At 69.4% G+C, this 17,867-nt stretch carries 8 protein-coding genes; 3 read left to right on the top strand and 5 right to left on the bottom strand.

What is annotated here, in order from left to right; translation table 11 throughout:
- Nucleotides 1-61: 61 nt before the first annotated feature.
- The 4 genes from drmB to ABD198_RS15630 are packed head-to-tail and all read right to left on the bottom strand — an operon-like array spanning nucleotide 62 to nucleotide 11,830.
- Complete coding sequence (gene drmB, locus ABD198_RS15645) at nucleotides 62-1,930, bottom strand: DrmB family protein (RefSeq protein WP_344001532.1); 1,869 nt, start codon at nucleotides 1,928-1,930, stop codon at nucleotides 62-64.
- Entirely contained in the window at nucleotides 1,927-5,169 is a 3,243-nt protein-coding gene (locus ABD198_RS15640; protein WP_344001530.1) for a helicase-related protein, read from the bottom strand. Before ABD198_RS15640 ends, drmB begins: the two co-directional genes overlap by 4 nt.
- Nucleotides 5,166-7,070, bottom strand: a complete 1,905-nt coding sequence (locus ABD198_RS15635; RefSeq protein ID WP_344001528.1) for a UvrD-helicase domain-containing protein — start codon at nucleotides 7,068-7,070, stop codon at nucleotides 5,166-5,168. Before ABD198_RS15635 ends, ABD198_RS15640 begins: the two co-directional genes overlap by 4 nt.
- Nucleotides 7,067-11,830, bottom strand: coding sequence for a DEAD/DEAH box helicase (locus ABD198_RS15630; protein WP_425580484.1), 4,764 nt, complete (start codon nucleotides 11,828-11,830; stop codon nucleotides 7,067-7,069). Before ABD198_RS15630 ends, ABD198_RS15635 begins: the two co-directional genes overlap by 4 nt.
- 705 nt (nucleotides 11,831-12,535) lie before the next feature.
- Between ABD198_RS15630 and ABD198_RS15620 the strand changes: the two genes are divergently transcribed.
- From ABD198_RS15620 to ABD198_RS15610, 3 genes are read left to right on the top strand one after another with little or no spacing between them, the layout of a single operon-like run.
- On the top strand, nucleotides 12,536-14,677 hold the full coding sequence (locus ABD198_RS15620) for a helix-turn-helix domain-containing protein (RefSeq protein WP_167993939.1): 2,142 nt from the start codon (nucleotides 12,536-12,538) through the stop codon (nucleotides 14,675-14,677).
- A 4-nt stretch (nucleotides 14,678-14,681) separates the two neighbouring features.
- Nucleotides 14,682-15,677: a hypothetical protein gene (locus tag ABD198_RS15615; RefSeq protein ID WP_344001622.1), complete on the top strand. Its 996-nt coding sequence runs from the start codon at nucleotides 14,682-14,684 to the stop codon at nucleotides 15,675-15,677.
- A complete protein-coding gene (locus ABD198_RS15610; protein ID WP_167993941.1) occupies nucleotides 15,674-16,552 on the top strand; it encodes a DUF6339 family protein in 879 nt (292 codons plus the stop codon). Before ABD198_RS15615 ends, ABD198_RS15610 begins: the two co-directional genes overlap by 4 nt.
- Before the next feature lie 14 nt (nucleotides 16,553-16,566).
- Here the strand turns inward: ABD198_RS15610 and ABD198_RS15605 are convergent, their stop codons facing one another.
- Nucleotides 16,567-17,865, bottom strand: a complete 1,299-nt coding sequence (locus ABD198_RS15605; protein ID WP_344001524.1) for a DNA cytosine methyltransferase — start codon at nucleotides 17,863-17,865, stop codon at nucleotides 16,567-16,569.
- Nucleotides 17,866-17,867 lie beyond the last annotated feature (2 nt).

The raw sequence follows: 17,867 nt of genomic DNA, 5'->3' as shown, positions 1-17,867 counted from the left end.
GCAGTCGGTGGTCGTCGGCCACCTCCCCGTGGTCGGGCATGAGACGGATGCTGGATCTACGTCAGTCGTGCCGTGCTCTCGCGAAGAAGCCCACGTCGGGTTCTTCCGGAGTGCCTACGAGCAGTGCGCGGTCGAGCAAGATGTTGTTGTGCTCGCAGCTCGTCTCCGGGAGCATCACGCAAGCGTGACAGGCGGCGAGGTTCGTCCCGGCGGTGCCCGATGCCTCCGCCTCCATGCACAGCGGGTCGGAGGAGCACCATGCGGCGCGGCGGAGGGCCGAACGCACCGTGCGGTCGAGCAGCTCGGGTTCGCCCTGTGCGACGAGACCGCCCAGACTGCCGGCCGAGTCGCTCGTCGCGGTGTAGACGAGCAGTCCGGCCATGTCGTCGGCCGCGTACAGACGTTCGCGCAGGGACGCGGAGGGATAGCCCGCCTCCAGGCTCCACTCGTTGATCAACACGTGCGCCAGCGTGTGCAGCAGAACCATGCGAGGTGTGGCCGGGGACGGCACGGCCCGGCTCGGGTCGGGGGCGCGCTGCTCCAGGAGGCGTTGGTGGGCGGCGCGCATGCGCTCGACCCGGGCCGCCACCGCCGTCGCCTTCTCCCAGGCGCCCAGCCGGCCCTCGTCCAGGCGGAGGAAGACGCCCTCGCCGCGGACCTCCATGGCCGGCAGCCAGCGCAGCGGCTTCTGGGAGAGCGGCATCTCCTTGATGTCCGTGGTCGACTCGGCGTCGACGAGGCGGGTGAACGCCTTCAGGGCGCGCACCTCTCGGAGCTTCTTCACCAGCATCGGTCCGGTGACCCCGAGGGGCTCGAGCACGCTCTGATCGCCCAGCGGGGGCTCGCAGACGAACTGCTCGTCGCGAGAGTGGTCGCTCTCCTCGTTTCCGGCGCGGAGCCGTTCGTACTCCTTGTTGCGCAGGGCGCGATAGCGGTGGTCGAAGGAGGCGTCCGTCTCGCCGTCAGGATCCTCCTCGCGTTCCGCTGCGAGCAGCTCCATCACCTCGTCCAGCGTGACGGGCCACACACCCTCGTCGAACACGGCGTCCAGATAGATCTGGACGGCCGCCCTGTCGTCGTACTTCCTGAGCTTCTCCCAGTGACCTGCGAGCGGATCCGCTCGGCCGCTGCTCCACGGCGGGATGGAAAGAGCCGACTTGAGCACCGGCTGCCAAACCGAGGAGGAACCGCGCTGCAAGGTGCGCAGGGGGAGCCCGCACTCCTGATTCGGGGCCGTGGAGCCCAGCCAAGGGCGAGTGCCTCTGCAGGTGAGTCCCAAGTCCTTGAGGGCGCTCTTGCGGAAGGAACCCTCCATCGAGACCTCCGGAGCCCGTCCGCAGGTGCAGGAGACGAGGATGGAGCGGAGCGAGGAGGTCCGCCCGGACGTGCGGAGCCTGAGTCTGCCGCCGCACTTGCCGGCCGCCGTGGAAGATCGGTCCTCGGAGCGATGGACCCAGTGCCAGTACGGGAACTCGCCCAGGTGTCCGGCCTCGCAGGCGACCACGAAACGAGAGGGCACGAGCTCCGTCTCGCAGGTTCCGCATACGCTGCGGCCGGCGGGCGGGTTGAAGTCGCGGTGCGGCTGCAGTTCGTTGCACTCGGGGCACGAGTGCATCTGCGGGAAGCGGCGGACCCGCAGGCCGTCCTTACTGGTGTCGCCGGATGCGGGCGGCAGTCGGAAGTGGTCGACACCGAGCAGTCGTTCCAGCCGCCGCTCGTGGATCCGCGGGGCCTCGTCGGCACTCCAGCTCCGGTCGGCCTCGTCCAGGCCCGAGACGATGAAGGACTCGTGGTCGACGGCGATGAGCGACCCCACGCCGTACGTGGTGATGGCCTGGGATCGGCGGACCGTACCGCGACGCAGAAACGTGTGGGCGGGGACGTTCGCGTTCGTGCCGGTCCGGCGGCGACGGGCGGGCGGTGGGGTCATCGGGTTCCCTCCATGAACAGGGCGGTCTCGGCGTCGACGTCGCGCAGGCTCCAGAGCGTGGACCACGCGTGCCTGTCCTCCGACTCGTCGTCGTAGGCCTTCAGGAGCGAAGGGGTCCTCTTGCCCGGCTTCGGTTCGAAGAGCAGCCCACCGTGGGTGTCGGCCTGCTTGAGCCACCACTCGACGAACTCGTCGAACCCTTGGGAGACGCCCTCGGCCTCCTCGGGGGCCACCGCGCTCACACGGTCCATCAGCAGTGTCTTGATTCGGCCGCGGAGGACGTCCTCGTAGGACTCAACCTTGCCCGCGCCTTCGTCGGGGCGGGCCTCTGGGATCAGGATGCGGGCGAGAGCGACGATCACCGCGTGCAGACCCCGTTCGCGTGCGCGGGCGGAGAAGGGGGTCACGGAGGTGGACTCGACCTCGCGGTAGAGGGCGGAGTGGAAGTGCTGGAAGTTCTCGTAGTGGGAGCGGTCACGGGCGCGCGCCGCGTTGAGCATGACCGCGACCAGGCCGGGGCGGGCCCGGCCGACCCGGCTGGTCGCCTGGATGTACTCGGCGGTCGTCTGCGGCTGTCCCATCACCGCCATCAGCCCGAGTCGATCCACGTCCACCCCCACCGCGATCATGTTCGTGGCGAGCAGGACGTCCACGGTGTCGGGGTCGGGCAGCCTCTTCTCGATGCCCTTCAGACGCGTGGGGATCTCACTGGCGTCGATACGGCTGGTCAGCTCCGAGTAGTTGGGGATCGAGCGTACGGCCACGCCTTCGCGCTCCGCGAGCAGCTCCAGGTAGGCCGGCACGTCGTCGTGGACCTGGAGTTCGGCCGCCGAGAGCAGGCGCAGGCTGTTGAAGTAGCCGACGAGGCTCCAGTAGGCGTCACGCACCTCGTCCGTGGTGTTCGCGTGCCGTGCCCTGTGCAGGAGCGTGGCGTAGGTCCGGATGAGCAGTGTGGACTGACTGGTGCCCGGGGCCAGCAGCCCGACGTAGCGGCGGCTCGCCTTCGCCTCGCGCGGTGACTCCACGGCGAACCACGAGTCGCGGGCGTCCAGGCCGGCGGGCGGGAACTGCCGTACCTCACGAGCGAAGAGGTGGCGTCCCTGGTCGGCCGCGCGACGGATGGTCGCCGTGGAGGCGATCACCTTGGGGCGGTCGGCCAACGCGTCCACGGCGGTCTCGTACAGGCCGGTCAACGTGCCCAACGGTCCCGAGATCAGGTGCAGTTCGTCCTGGACGATCAACTCCGGGGGAGGCGTGGGGTCGTTCGGGTCGTCGAGGTTGAACAGGGCGGAGGTCTTCGGACGCCACGGCATCGAGGCGAACTTGTCGACGGTGGCGATCACCAAGGTGGGGCGTGCGTCGTAGACCGCCTCGTCGACCAGATGAACGGGCAGGCCGTCCCTGAAGTCGCAGTCGGCGTCGGGGCAGCGGACGTACATCCGCCTGGCGTCCTCGTCGACCTCGTAGTTCCTGGCGTCCAGACCCGTGCCGCACCAAGGGCAGGCATGCAGCTGGACGGGGTTCTCGGTGGCGAGCCGTTTGTCGAGGTTCGCCCGCAGCTCGTCGAGCCGTGCGGCGGCCACGGACAGTTCATTCGGCGTGGCCGAGCGCCCGACCCACATGCCGACCGAGAACTCCTCATGACCCAACTCGGGCGTCCGGCGCCGCAGGTTCTCCATGGCGCAGAGCAGGATCGCCGCGCGTTCGAACTGCTGCAGCGTGAGCAGCCGCAGGGTGTAGCGCATGATCACGGTGACACCGCCGCCGTCGGGGCCCTTGCGGATGCGGCGCAGGAAGGACGTGAGGGCGATCAGCCCGAGATAGGCCTCCGTCTTGCCGCCACCGGTGGGGAACCAGAGCAGGTCGGATATTTTTCGATCGTCGTGCTTCGGGTCGTCGATGCCCGCCAGACAGAGCATCATGAAGGCGATCTGGAAGGGACGCCACCGGCAGGCAGCCAGGTCGGGTGCACCGGTGCGTCCGCCCTTGACCCAGGCGCTCCGCGCCCGCTGGTCCGCCATGGCCTGGTTGGCGAGCCGGAACGCCCTCATGAGATCCGGTTTGGTGCGCAGCAGGTCGATACCCGCACGGATGCGACCGAGCGCCTCACGGCATGCCCTCACCTGCTCCTGCGCGGGCTTCTCGTGCGGGCCGCCTGCCAGCGCGTCCGCCTCCACCGCCTTGCGGTCGATCCAGTCTTCGTACCCCCTGGCCAGAGCTTCCAGGGCGGCCAGAACCTCGGCGTCGGGGTTCTCGGCGAGGCCGAGCATGGACAGCGAGGAGCTGTCGATCTCCGGGTTGGAGTCGGTGAGCAGCACCTCCACGCTGGGCACGAACTCGGTGCGCACCTCCGGGACGGCGGCGGGGCGGGCGTCGTCCACGCCTATCGGCGAAGGGTCCCAGTCCCAGGCCGCGGCGCAACCGTGCCCGACCGCGAAGGTCGGGGCGTGACGGTGCAGCAGTCGGCTGGTGGCGATCTCCGGATCGTGGGCGGAGTCCGGAGCCGGACGCTCGACGAACGCGCTGGAGCCGTTGGCGGCTCGGACCGTGAGGCGGCACTGGAAGAGGGCGAAGGCGTCCTGGAGGTCTCGTTCACCGACCTGCTGCTTGTTGACCAGCGTCACCGTCACAGTGACCGTGTTCGTGGTCGGGTCGGCACGACGGACGATGATGCGCAGCTGGGCTCTGTCGTCCAGGTCCACGCGCTTGTCGCCGACCGGGGTGGTGACGTCGACCGTCTCGGGAGGCAGAGCGAGTTCCCTGCGGTGCCACCGTTCCCGCTGTTCGGCCGTGGTGCGCGCCTCGGCCCGTCGCGCCGGGATCGGTTTTCCCTCGGCGTCGGTGGGTTCGTAGACGGCCGCGTACGTCGAGATCGTGATCCTGTCGCACTCGGCCGGATCGACCGCGAAGGTCAGCCCCATGGACGAGGGCCTCTTGTCCCCGGAGACACCGATGTCGTCGGTATCGGCGGCCTCCTCTGCGTTCCCACGCGTGGAGACGGGCGCGGTGTCCAGGCCGTCCTGCTCGGCGGCGTTCTCGATCCTCCGCTCCCTGGAGGCGCGCGGATACAGCACCCCGGTCAGATACCGATCGATCGGCGCGTCCTGGTCGAGGACCTCCGCCCTCTCCTCGGGGTCGGCCTCCTCGTCGGGGCCGAAGAGTTCACGGCGGAGCCCCGCGAGCAGTTCCTCGTCGCGCACCCGGTAGTGCTCGGCGTGCGGGTCTGTCGTCTGCGTCATGCGCGCTGCTCCTTGTCTCTGTCGGCGCTGCGGTACCACCCGATTCCGGTGATGCGCGGGGCGATCCACACACCACGATCGCCGAGGCCGGCGTTGGCGCCGGCGGCGATGCTGCCGGTCACGGTCTCCAAGGTGTCGATCCGCAGGCCGTGAATCTCGTCGGGCCACCGGGGCTCCCACGTCCGGCTGACCTTCTGCACCTGGTACAGCCCTTCACGGAACCGTTCGGACATCTCCCCGATCTCCCGTCCCCGGTGCAGCAGGGCGTAGGGCGGGCTCTGGTACTCACCCGTCGGCATGTCGTGGCGCCTGCGCAGCACCACCTCGTCCCCTGGGTGCACTTGTTCCAGGAGGTAGGTCTGGGTCTCTGCGCCTCCGGTGTCATGGGCGGGCGGGTTGTCCCGGCACACGTCGCCCGCCTCGGCGACGATCCCGAATCGCTCCCAGGACTTCCAGCCGCCGACGTACCGGCGGCCGTTGCTTCTGCCCCCCGCTCTTCGGAACTTCGGCAGCTCGGGAGAGCCCACGTGGTAGAGGTCGTGACGGGCCCGGGTCATCGCCACGTACAGGGCGCGGGCCTCGGCGGGGAGGTCCAGTTCCTCCTTGTGCTGCTTGCGGAGCTCGGCGACGGTCGGTGGCGTCAGGGCGATCACCTGGTCGAACTCCAGGCCCTTGGCCCGGTGCACGGTGGAGACGACGAGCCGGGTGGTCTCCGGATCGGCGGCCTCGTCCGGGAACCGACCGTCGGCCGCCGCCCGGCGCAGCCGTTCCAGGTCGAGCACATTGCGCCCGGCGCCTCGTGCGACCCGGCGCAACACCGTCCAGAGAGCGTCCGTGTTCGGCTCGTACGGCAGAGGTATCTCACCGAGGAGGGCGCGGAACCGGTCCTCGGTGAGACCGGTCGCCTCGGTGCGGCGCAGCAGCTCGGCCACCCAGTACGGCACCGGTCGCTCCTCCAGGGGGCGACGCAGCCGGTGCTCGACGCCGTGCTTGTGGAGCAGATCGGAGACCACCAGGGCCTGCCGGTTGTCGCGGGTGAGGAGCGCACAGGTGTCGGAGAGGTTTCGCAGATTGTTCAGGGTGAGGGGATCGGTGAGGTCCGCCAGAGCATTGGCCGGATCCAGGAGCAGGTCACGCAGTTCCTCGTAGAGCCGCCCCGCCTCCTCCGCGTCGGTGACCTGCTGCAGTCGGGGGCCGTGGGCCAACGCGACCCTGGCCTCGCGGGTCACCGCACGGAAGTTCCGGGTGAGCTGCAGCTCCACCAGGTCGTCGGGGAACGAGCAGCGCAGCCAGTCGAAGAACCGGCCCGTCTCGTCGGCGCGCTCGGACGGGTCCTTGATCTGGAATCCGTAGACCGACTGGGCGGCGTCGCCGACCATCGTGAAGCCGCAGCTGTCCTGGTACCGGTCGAGCACCGCCTCCACCAGTTCCCGGCGGACCCCCAGGAGGTCCTGTACCTCGTCGATCATGACGTGGGCGGGAGGCACCGCGTCCCCGATCTCCAACGCGCCCTTCTCTATGGCGTCGGTCGCCGCGATGATCCGCTCGTCGAAACCCACCGAGCCCCACTCACCGTCCGGGCAGGCCTGGGCGAGCACCCCGTAGGCCCAGGCGTCGAAGGTCTGAGCGCGCACCCGACGGGCCCGATCACCGTGTCGGGCGATGCGCTCCCGCAGCTCCCGGGCGGCCGCTCGGGAGAAGGTGAGCACCAGGATCTCGGCCGCCTGCAGCGCCTCCTCGGGGTCCTCGTGCCCGCACAGCGCGTCGAGCCGGCGCACCAGTGTGTGCGTCTTGCCGGCCCCGGCCTGCGCGGTGACGAGGACCCGGGCGTCCCAGGGTTGCTCGACCACGGCCCGCTGCTCGGCGGTGAGCGCGGGACTGTCGAGGTAGGCGTCGGTCACTTCCGGCTCCAGAGGTGCTCGAACTGGGTGAAGGCGAGCTGGGTGTCGAAGTTGGCGATGTTGTCGCTGACGTTGAGGATCAGGCAGGTGTCCTTGCCGCCGTTCCTGGGTCCACGCAGGCCCCGGCCGATCATCTGCTGGTAGACGTTGGTGCTGTAGACCGGACGGGCCACCACCACCACCCGAGTGGCGGGTGCATCGAACCCCTGAGTGAGCACGCCGTAGTTGGTGAGCACCCGGATGCCTCCTTCGCGGAAGCGCTCGATGCGAGCACGGCGATCCTGCGGGCTGGTCGTCGAGTCCACCGCCGCGGACGGGACACCCAGGTCGTTGAGCATGGCCGCCAGATACTTGGCGTGATCGACGGACGTGGCGAACAGCAACGTGGGCCAGTCATCAGGTAGTTCGGCCACCGAGTCGACGATGCGCCGGCTGCGCGCATGGTCGTCGGCGAGTCGCTGTTCGGCTGACCGGGAGAGCACGGCCATGCGCTCCGCGTGAGCCCTCTCGTCCCGGTCCAGCACGATCCGGCCACCCTCCAGGGTGCGGTGCTCGACCTGCGCGAGCATGCCCCACTCCTGCAGGTCGCGGTACGGATCACCGGAGGGGAAGACCCCCTCGTCGAGACGCCGGTTGCCGAAACGCCGGATGAGCAGGCGCGTCTGCTCCTCGTTGCGATTGCGGAAAGGGGTGGCGGTCAGTCCGAGAAGATGGCGGGAGGTCTCGTACTGGGTGAGCCCCAGCAGACCGAGTACGTGAGTGTACCGCTTGGAGATGGCGGTGTGCGCCTCGTCCACGATCACCAGAACGGGCTCGCGAAGCCAGGCGTAGCGGTCGGTGTCCAGGCACCGCTCCAGCTTGGCGTCGGTGGCGACCACCAGGTGCGGGTGCCCGACGACGTTCCCGACCTCGTTGCTGCCCCACAGGCGACTGATGGTGAGCGGTCGCTCCGCGCCGACCTTGCTCCACACGAACTTCCAGCTCTGCACCGCCTGTTCGCACAGCTCCTCGGTCTGGGCGACCCACAGCAGCGGCCCCTTGAGGTCACCGACCCGCTTGACCCAGCGGATCACGGCCTCCGCCGTCACCCGGGTCTTGCCGGCCCCCGTGGGCAGGGACAGCATGCCGCGCTGGGGAACCAGTCGGTCGACCATGTCCGAGACGTTCCGGACCAGGTCCTCCTGGTAGTCGTGCAGGCCGGGGAAGTTCCGCGGGCCCTCCACGGTCTCGAACGGCGGTGGGGGCGGGGTCCTCGAGCCGGCGAACGCGACGGGCAGGCCCAGCCCCGAGACGAAGGCGATGGCGGCCGACGAACCCGTGTATCCCACGGGCGCGTCGGGGAAGCGGGCCTGGATGTCCCTGGCGTGCTGTTGGAGCACACCGTCGCCGTGAGCGTGGAACGCCATCTGCGCGATCCGGCGCCCCGACGGCTCCGCGCCGCCTGTGACCTGCCGCTCGGCCTCCAGCAGTCCCTCGGGAAGGCCGGCACGGAGGGCGTCGGCGCCGATCAGCAGCTCGATCTTGTCCACGACGTCCTCGGCCGCGCGCACCGCCTCCCGTGCCGCCTTCAGCTCTCTGTCCCGGGCCATGCGCTCCTGGTGCTCCAGGACGGCCCGGCACCCGGCCGGACCCAGTCCCAGCCCCAGTTCCCGGTCGACGAGCATCAGCATCTGCTCAGGAGCCAGCGGAACGCGCACCTTGACCACGCCGTTCTGACTGACTGCCTCCAGCGGCTCGGCGCGCATGCCGTCGGGCGTGCGGGTGATCTCCTCCAGCTCGGTGCAGCGCTGCACCATGGTGTTCCGGTTCCCGCTGCTCAGCCGCTGCCGCAGAGCCGGGAACAGCTCGATCAACGCAACGGGTCCGCCCTCGGGGACCTCGCGGGTCTCCCGGCTGATCACGTCGGCGTAGCGGAGCATGCCCCACTTCTCGATCATCAGCTCGGCGTCCTCGGCGGTCGGTACGAGCAGTGCCGGCAGCTGCTCCGCGCGGAGCGCCCGGTACTCGGCGGGGCCGACGGCGACGGTGATCTCGTCGTCGGGTCGGGTGCCCCAGGTGTCACCGATCCGGCAACGGGTCAAGGAGTCCTCGGGGAAGTCTGCGCCGATGCGCGTCAGCATGACGTAGGTTTTGCCGACGAACGTGTCGTCCTCACTGCGGGACACCTCGTCGAGGAGCGCGTCCCAACGGTCGGCAGGCACTTCGTCGACCGTGCTGGGCAGCCGGAGCCTGCGGGCCTTCTCGTGCGAGATGTCGGCGACCGGCAGCACGTCGCGGTAGGCGGCGAGCTGCGGACCGACCGCCTCGCGCAGCGGCTTGACGCCTTGGGAGGTGGCGACCGTGCCGTACTTCCGCAGCATCCACCGGATCGGCGAGGTCACCGCTTGCCTGGTGCTGCTCTGCGCGCCGATCTGACGCGTCCAGTTGTCCACCACGGCGTCGTCGGGCAGCGCCTTCAGGAACCGCGCACGCGACTCGTCGGACAGGGCGCGGAAGAGGTGCAGAGGACCACCGATCGGGGCGCCCTCCACCTTCAACCTGGTCAGCGAGGGGCGTGGGGCACGAGCGTCCAGGCCGCGCAGACAGGCGGCGTGGACGGTTTCGCGGTACTCCTGGAACCAGGCCTCATCGGCCCCGGGCTGCACCCCGCTTGTCGGTCGGTCCCGCAGCCCGACCTGGGTGAAGAACGGCGTGTCGTCGGAGTGGAACTTCATGTCGACGGCGACGCTCGGATCGCGCTCCGGGTCGACCACGACGCCGGGCAGCATGCAGTCCTCGATCGGCCGGAACCGTCGGTCGGCGGTGCGCACGCGGAGCGTCGACCGGGGCGAGGGGACGCGCTCCATGACCTTGTGGGCCAGACGTCGTACCCCTGCCTGACGGAACAGCTCCCAGAACCGCTCCCAGTCCGACTCGCGGTAGTGGTCGAAGCCCTGGTCCAAGACGCTCACGAATCGGCCCTCGGCATCGGCCTCACGGATGCCCAGCACGTCGAGGGCGTGTGCCGACGACGGGTCCTGGGCGATCTCGTCGACCACATACACGAGGGACTCGCGCAACCCGCCCTGGTCGGCGCGGCGGAACACCTTGCCGGGCACGGGAGCGACCAGACCGTGCTCCTCGGTGAGCACGATGCGAGCCTGGCGCGCCTCCGCGGCGTGCGGGTTGCCGGCCTCGATCATGTCCGCGAGGATCCGCACAGCCACCGCGGAGGCCTCGGCGGTGCCGCTCTCGACCAATGCCTCCAGCCAGGTGCGGACGTCGCTGCGTTCGTGGCCGGCGGCCCCGAGGATGTGCTCCACCTTGCCGGACCGCAGTGAGTCCGCCTCGACGTTCGGGTGCAGCCAGTTCGACGGGCGTCCGGGGCACTCGTGCCACATGCGCAGCCAACGGGACAGTCGCTTCGGGTCCTTGTCGAGCCGCGGGTGGATCCGCAGTTCTTTGGGAAGGCGCAGAACTCCGTCCTGGTCGGGCAGCGACGGACGGTCCGCGGTGCGTGCCCAGATCTCCCGGGTCAGGAACTCGTCGGCCCAGCTGATCGCCTCTTTGACACGGCCGGGCAGCAGCGGGAGATAGGCGGCCGGGTCCTCGGCGGGTGCCAGGTCGGGCAGGGAGTCGACGACCAGCCTCGCGGAGACGCGGATCATCTCCTGGTTGAAGGGGGACGAGTCGAGCAGGTTCTGCCGGTCCTCGTTGGTCTTCCACGCCCCGTTGAGAATGCCGCTCAGAGACATCTCGTACTTGGTCGGGAAGAAGGACCAGAACCTCCCGCGGCCGCGCGAACGGGGGCTGACGTACAGGCCGCTGTCCGGGTCCTTCTCCAGGGCCGGTACGCCCCAGGCGAGGTCGAGCGCGATCCGGTCATGCAGCTCTCCGGCGTCGGCGCGGGCGGCCGGGCCGGGCTCATGGGTGGTGGTGAAGACGCGCCAGTGCTCGGTGGCCGGCGTCTTCCCGGTCCGCTCCTCGACGACGGTGCGCAGCGCGCCCGACTGACGTGCCGTCAGAATGCGGATCGCCGGGGGCTGGGGCCGCCGGTCCTCCAGCACCACCTTGCCGACGTGAGGCGAGAAGAACTGGAAACCGACGGGGAACTCCTCGCGCTGCTCGCCTTGATGCTCGGCTCGGCCCCCATGCATGTCCTGCCCCAGGCGCTCGTCAGCCTTCTCGAGAAGGGGCAGGCGCACGACGGTGATCGCCCAGGTCAGGAGCTCGTCCAGGACGGGGTCGGTGGCGCGTTCGGCCTGCGCGTCGAGCGGGCGGGCCATCCGCAGGACCGGTGCGTCGAACTCCGATCCGTAGCGATCCGTGACACCGGGGACGGACTTGATCCGTTCGTACGACCAGTCGCGGTCGAACCCGAAACTCCCGGTGCGGCTGAAGAATTGAGGAGCGTCGGTCACCACGAGGACGGATTTGACACCGACGCCGAAGCGTCCGATCTGACCTCCGCGCTTCCTCGACATGCTCATCCGGAGAATCGTCTCGGCGCCCTCCGGGGTCACCGGATTCCCCTCGTTGGCACAGTACAGATGCGTCGAGGTGAGAACGACGTGGATGCGTCCACCGGGATCGTCGGCCATTTCGTCGGCCGCGTTCTGGACGAGTTCGAAAAGCTGGCGGTCACCGTATCCGCCTTGCGTGATACGACGTTCACCGTTCGCGTGCTCGGCCACGAGACCGGGGTCGACGGCGTAGGTCTGCAGGACGCGAGACGATTGCTGCAGGACGGTTTCGATGACCGGAGAGTAAGAGGACGGCACGGTTGATGCACCCCTGGGCAGGTCGAGGCACGGGCGAATGTCTGAGAACGGGCCGGCCGGATAGGAACAAGGTGGCCCGTGGGAGTCGAACGGCGTCTCGGAGCCGGACGTGCCGTACGTCAGGGCGAGGCGGAGTGTACGGTTGCCGCCCCGACCATGCCGGGTGCTGGACTACTGCTCAGCTCGAAAGCGACCCACTTCCGGAACGATTTCGGGAAGTCGCCTGAGTTCTGCTCCTCCATGGAGTGAATCCCCCCTGATGCATGGCGTCTGTCGCACAGGGGTTAATTTCGTGCCCCCACGCCCCCCGTGGAACAGATGCTTCTTCGTGGCCGATCACGATAGCGGTGAAGTCGTCGCGTCGCAGGCTTTCTGTGAAAGTTCTTCTGCCTGTCGCCGACACTGTTCGAGCACACGTGTTCCCGGCCGCTCGATCCCCCTAATTGGGGTCTCGTGGGCGGGACGGCTTTTCCATCGTGATGGAAGTTATCGATCGCTACTCAACGGCGCAACCCCCGAACTTCCGTTCGTTCTCGGAACTGACTCCGCTTTCCTGTTTCCTGGTGGGGACAGTGGGGTCGAATCGGGCATATTGGTCGTCGTTGTGATCGACTCGGACGACCGAGCTCCGGTCAACTGTCAGTTGACATGGTCTCTCTTGTCAAATTAGCCTCCCGGTACGCCTCGAGGGAAGACAGGTGACGCGTGGAGACTGGTGAGGAGTTCGGGCCCTGGCTGGCCCGTCAGCTCAAGCTCGCGGGGAAGACGCAGGCCGAACTGGCGGAGGAACTGGGACTGACTCGGGCCGCCGTCTCCGCGTGGATCACCGGGAGATCGACGCCACGCCCCACTGTCATGGCGGACATCGCGAAGGCACTCGGCACAGATGTGAGCACGGTGCACACCCGCACCACCGACACCCGGTCCGGCCTCCCGCTCACCTGGTACCACCGGCCCGGATACCCCGACGGTGGTCGCGATCTGGGCAATGCCGCTGCCTTCGCCTTCGACGCCGACGTGCAGGTCCTCGCCCGTGAGACCTGCCAGAACAGCCTCGACGAGCGCCTCACCGACAACGGACGCCCGGTCCGCGTCCGTTACACCCTGCACGAGCTGACCGGCGAGGCCCTGGACGCCTTCCGCGACGCGATTCTCTGGAACGAGCTCTTCCCGCACTACTCGGCCGTCTCCGAGATCGCCGGACATCAGAAGGTCGGTCGGGTCGTCGACGCCGGCGTGCGCGACATGTACGAGAAGGGTCGTCTGGTCCTGCTGCGGGTCGACGACTACAACGCCTCGGGCCTCACCGGGGACGACTACGCCGACGGCAAGTTCGCGGCCGTGGTCCGGCGGCAACTGGAGAGCCTCAAGTCCGGTACCGCCGCCGGTGGCTCCTACGGCCTGGGCAAGGCCACGTTGTGGGCCACCAGCGCCCTGGGGCTCGTGCTCATCAACTCGACCCTCTCCGTGCCCCACGAGGGGCGGACGGAGCGGCGGGTCATCGGCCGCCTCGAACTGCCCTGGCGTGAGGTGAACGGCGAACCGTACGCGGGCCCAGCCTGGTTCGGTCGTCCCGATCCCGACTCGCCGGGTGCCAGGGTGGTTCGTTCCTGGTGGGCGGACGAGGAGACCGTGGCGCGGTTGCACCTGACCCGGGACAGCGACGAACCCGGTACCTCCTTCCTCATCGTGGGCGCGCACGACGTGGCCAGCCTCGAGGGCAGCGTGTCCGAGGGCGATGACGAGATCACCGAGGAGGAGGGCAGCGAGGACACGCGGGACATCCGCCGGATGCATCGGCGTCTCGTCGAGGCACTGGGGCGTGACTTCTGGGCCGCGATGACCGGTGGGGGCGGCAGACTGCCGCTCCTGGAGGTCTCCGTCCGTGCCCTGCGCAACGGCGAAGAGGTCGTGCCCGAACAACAGGTGGACCCTTCCGTGGAGCAGCCCTCCCGCACCCGGGCCCTGCGGGCGTACTACGAGGGCGCCACCGTGGACCGACTCACCGAGGCCGGGCAGGTGGCGGCGAGGACCGTTCCGCTGAAGCTGCCGCTCCAGGGAGGAGCGCGCGGGACCCTCGGGACGCACCAAGCGGTCCTGTTGGTCACCGAGGCCGAGGACAGGGACGGCACGAAGAACCAGGTGCACTCCCTGCGCGGCAACCGCATGACCGTCAGGAAGGCCGGCGTCCCCAGGCTGCCGGTCGGGACCAACCCCTTCCAGGCCGTGCTCCTGGTGGGTGAGGCGGCGGGCGAGTCCGCCCCCTTCGCCCAGGAGGCCGAGGAGTTCCTGCGGGCGGCGGAACCGCCCGAGCACGATCGTTGGGGGCAGACGGAGGAGCTGACCCTTCGCTGGTCGCCCTCCGCCTACCGGCGGATCAGCATGCTCACCAGCGAGGTCAACAACGCCGTCAGGGACCTCGTCGCACGGCCCAGGCGCGGCAACCAAGGAGGCGGTGAGGCGCTGCGCAAGGCGCTGACCGTGAGGAAGCGTCCGAAGGCGAAGGCACCCTCCGGACCGGTGATACCGGTCCTCGAAGGGCTCGAGGCGACGATCGGCGACGGGGGAGAGTGGCAGATCACCGCGGAGGTGAGCATCCCGAAGGGCGACCAGGTCGTCCCGATGGTGCCGATCGCCCAGCTGGACGTGCGCTCCGGAGGCCGCCCAAGACTGGAGTGGGCCGAACTCGTGGCTGTCGAGGGCTGCGAGGTGCAGGACGGAACCCTGCGCTTCGCACCCGGAATCCGCAGCGCGACGTTCCGAGGGGCAACCGACATCACCAGCCACCCGGTCAGGACCTCGCTCACCCGCCTCGTCCTCGAACTGCGTGCCGGGAAGGGTGAGTGACGCGGTGAAGATCTACCCGTACAAGCGGCTCAACCGTCCGATCACGCTCCGGGTGACCTCGGTCTCCCTCAGGCTCCCCGACGGCACCCGCGACCGACTGGAGACCACCGCGTACTCCACCCAGCAGCAGGCCGTGGCACTCGGCATCGCCGGGCACGACGACTGGTCGAGCGCCACGATCGGTCTCTCGGCCACGCTGCCGCCCGGGGCGGACGCGCCCGACGCCGCCTGGTCCGATCTGCGTGTGCTCGCCGTCCTCACGGACGGGGAGACCAACGTCCGTACCTCGACGGAACTTACGCGAGACACGGAGAACGGTCGGGACTGGTCGGGCTCCGTGGAGGTGCTCCGCGACGATCACCTGGGGCGGGCCTCCTTGGCCGTGTACGCCGTCGGAACGGTGGACGGAGTGCGTGGCCGGTCGATCGCCGAGACCGATCGGAGCTGGGTCGTCGACACGGTCTCCGACGAACCGGTCCGGGGGCTGCGACTCGAGGTGCAGAAGGCCTCGTTCAGCAGGAGCTCCCGCGACTGGCTGCGGGTCTATGCCGACGCCCCGTGGGTCGTCGACACCTCGGCCAGGGTGCCCACCGTCTTCGTGAACACCGATGTCGAGGGTGTCATGGGGCTGTTGGACAGCAAGGGCTCCGGCGTCGACAGCAAGGTGAGAGACCTCCTGGTCGCCCAGATGGCCACGGACGTCTGGACCGCGGTGTTCCACAGCGCCATCGGCGACCTGGAGGTGGAACCGGGTAGCGGCCCGGTCTTCCCGACCGACTGGCAGGGCGAGGTGCTGCGGGAGATGCTGCCCGACGTCGTTCCCGGCGTGCACGTCGAGGAGGCCCTGCGGCAGGTCCACCGCCGACGCACGGGAGAGTCGGGTTGGGCGGAACTCCAGACCCGCATCCACTACGCGGCGGTCCGCCGCGCCGAGGCATCCAGGGCGCTCGGCTATGTCATCCGCGCCCTGCAACAGATGAACCGGGAGAGCGAGACGTGATCACCCAGCCCGACCACGTACCGGAGCGTCTGGCGCTGCTGCCCGCATCGGCCGTCGACACGTTCCTCACCGAGGAACTCCTGAGAGGTGAGCAGGTCCACGGTGGCATCGACCTCGCCAAGGTCGTCGAGGAGCTGCCCGAGGACGACGCGAGGTGGTGGGTCGAACCGATCCGCAGCCTGGTGGAGGACGCCATGTTCGAGTTCCGGGAGGACCGGACTCGCGCCGACGCCTGGCTGGCCCCACGCCTCCACGCGACGCTGCGTCTGACCCGGCGAGAGGCGGCGGACAAGCGACTGTGGAACCACCTGGCCCTCGCAGTGGCCCCCGACTACGTGGCCTGGCGGCACCTGAGAGAGCCGACGGCCAGGCACCCGGAGCGGCGGATCGCCGCCGAGCGCTTTCGCGGCCCGGCGGACCGGCAGTGCTTCTCCAGACTGTGGTGGGCGGCCGAACTCTTCCGCAACGGACCCGACTACGGGCCGGTCGAGATCGCCTGCGGGAACCAGGACCTCATCCACACGGTTCTCCGCCTCGACCTGATCGACCACCGACCCACGGCTCAGGCACTGGTCCGCCTGCTCGAGCGGGGCACGGTCACCACCGGTCGAGAGATCAACGGCCTGAGCGCCGCGATCAACGCGGCCGGAGCGACCCTGATCTACGACGTGCTCGCACCGGACGAGCCCAGGAACCCCGCCCGGCTACGGGAGTGGATCGACGAGGCTGCCTCGGCACCGCCGGTCGGGCGGCACGAACTCCCCGAAGGGCCGGACGAGGACCCCGTGCCCGAGGAATCCGTCGACGCGCTCACCGCCTACTTCACGGAGCTGTTCGAGACCGCACCGATCAGGGGCAGGAAGAACGGCGACTGAACCCCACCGGGCGGTTACCGCGTCGCCTGTTCGTCGGGGCGCGGGCAGCGGGGGGTGCAGTGGTCGGCGGCCCCGCAACCCTCGCTGCGCAGCTTGGCGCGCTGCTCCTCCGTGGCCCGCTGCCACGGCTTCCTCAGGGTCTGCGGATCGGGTGCGGGAAGCCCCAGAGCGGCACTCAGCAGATGCGCACCGAACAGCGGGGGGACGGCATTGCCCACCTGCTGGGCCTGTGCTGTACCGGACCACGGATAGTCGGGCGGGAAGCTCTGCAGCATCCCCGCCTCGTTCATGCTGAACCTCGCGCCCTCCCGGACGATCTTCTCGTTCAGGTGCTCGAACACCACGAAGCGGGAGATGCGGCCGGTGACGGTGGCGGCGGGCTGTCGGTCGGTCCGTACTCCGCGCCGACCGGGGTTGCCCGAGCTGCCGTAGTTCGAGCGAACCAGGAACGGCACCCTGCGGCCCGGGTGCCCGCCCACCGGCTCCGCGAGAGCCTGCCCCATCGAGGTCCAGGGCAGCAGATCGTCGTCGGGGTCCGGGGTGTCCCTCTCGTCGAGCGTGGGCTGATGGGCGTGGGTCGAGGACCTGGCGCTCATCCTGTTCCACGCCTTCGCCTCGTAGGCGCGGTGGGTCGGCGCGGGCAGGGAGGGCGCGCCCAGCTCGGCGCGCCGCGCGATCAGCACTGCTCGCGAGCGCGTCTGCGGCACCCCGTAAGTCTCCGTGTCCAGCACGTCGACGACGACCTTGTACCGAGTCCCGTCGGGCAGGCCGTTCCCCTCCAGCGCCTTCGCGTACTGCTCCCAGAGCGCCTCGACCGCCGGGACCTGCTCCAGAACGATGACGTCGTACGGGCGGTGATCCCGGCTCGGGCTCCTGGTCGCGCGGATCGCGTACCGGAGGGGTTCGAGGACCATCGCGGTGCGGGGATCGCTGAGGTTCTTCAGATCCTTGTCGATCTCCGCGTCGTCCTCGCCCGCCATCAGACGATCGATGTATCGCTTGACCTCGTCCAGAGCTCTGCGGCCCGCACCCTTTCCGGCCACCGAGTACGTCTGACATGGCGGACCGCCGGCCAGCACATTGATATCCGGCGGCAGCGATTCGAAGGAGTCTCTGCGCACCGCGCTCACATCGGCGTGCAAGGTCTCGAGACCCGCCGCGTAGCGCGTCAGACAGGCGCTCCGGTCCCATTCGATCCCGAGGCTGCGGACGCCCAGCACGTGTCCGGCCACGTCCAGCCCACCGGGCCCGGCGAAGAGATCCAGGACATAGGGCTTGTCGAGGATGGACTGGTGTGGTGCCGTGCTGGTCATGT

It is taken from the genome of Streptomyces thermocarboxydovorans, assembly GCF_039524635.1.
Classification (GTDB): domain Bacteria; phylum Actinomycetota; class Actinomycetes; order Streptomycetales; family Streptomycetaceae; genus Streptomyces; species Streptomyces thermocarboxydovorans.
The sequence above is the reverse complement of the archived record's forward strand: the minus strand, read 5'-3'. Positions and strand labels throughout refer to the sequence as shown.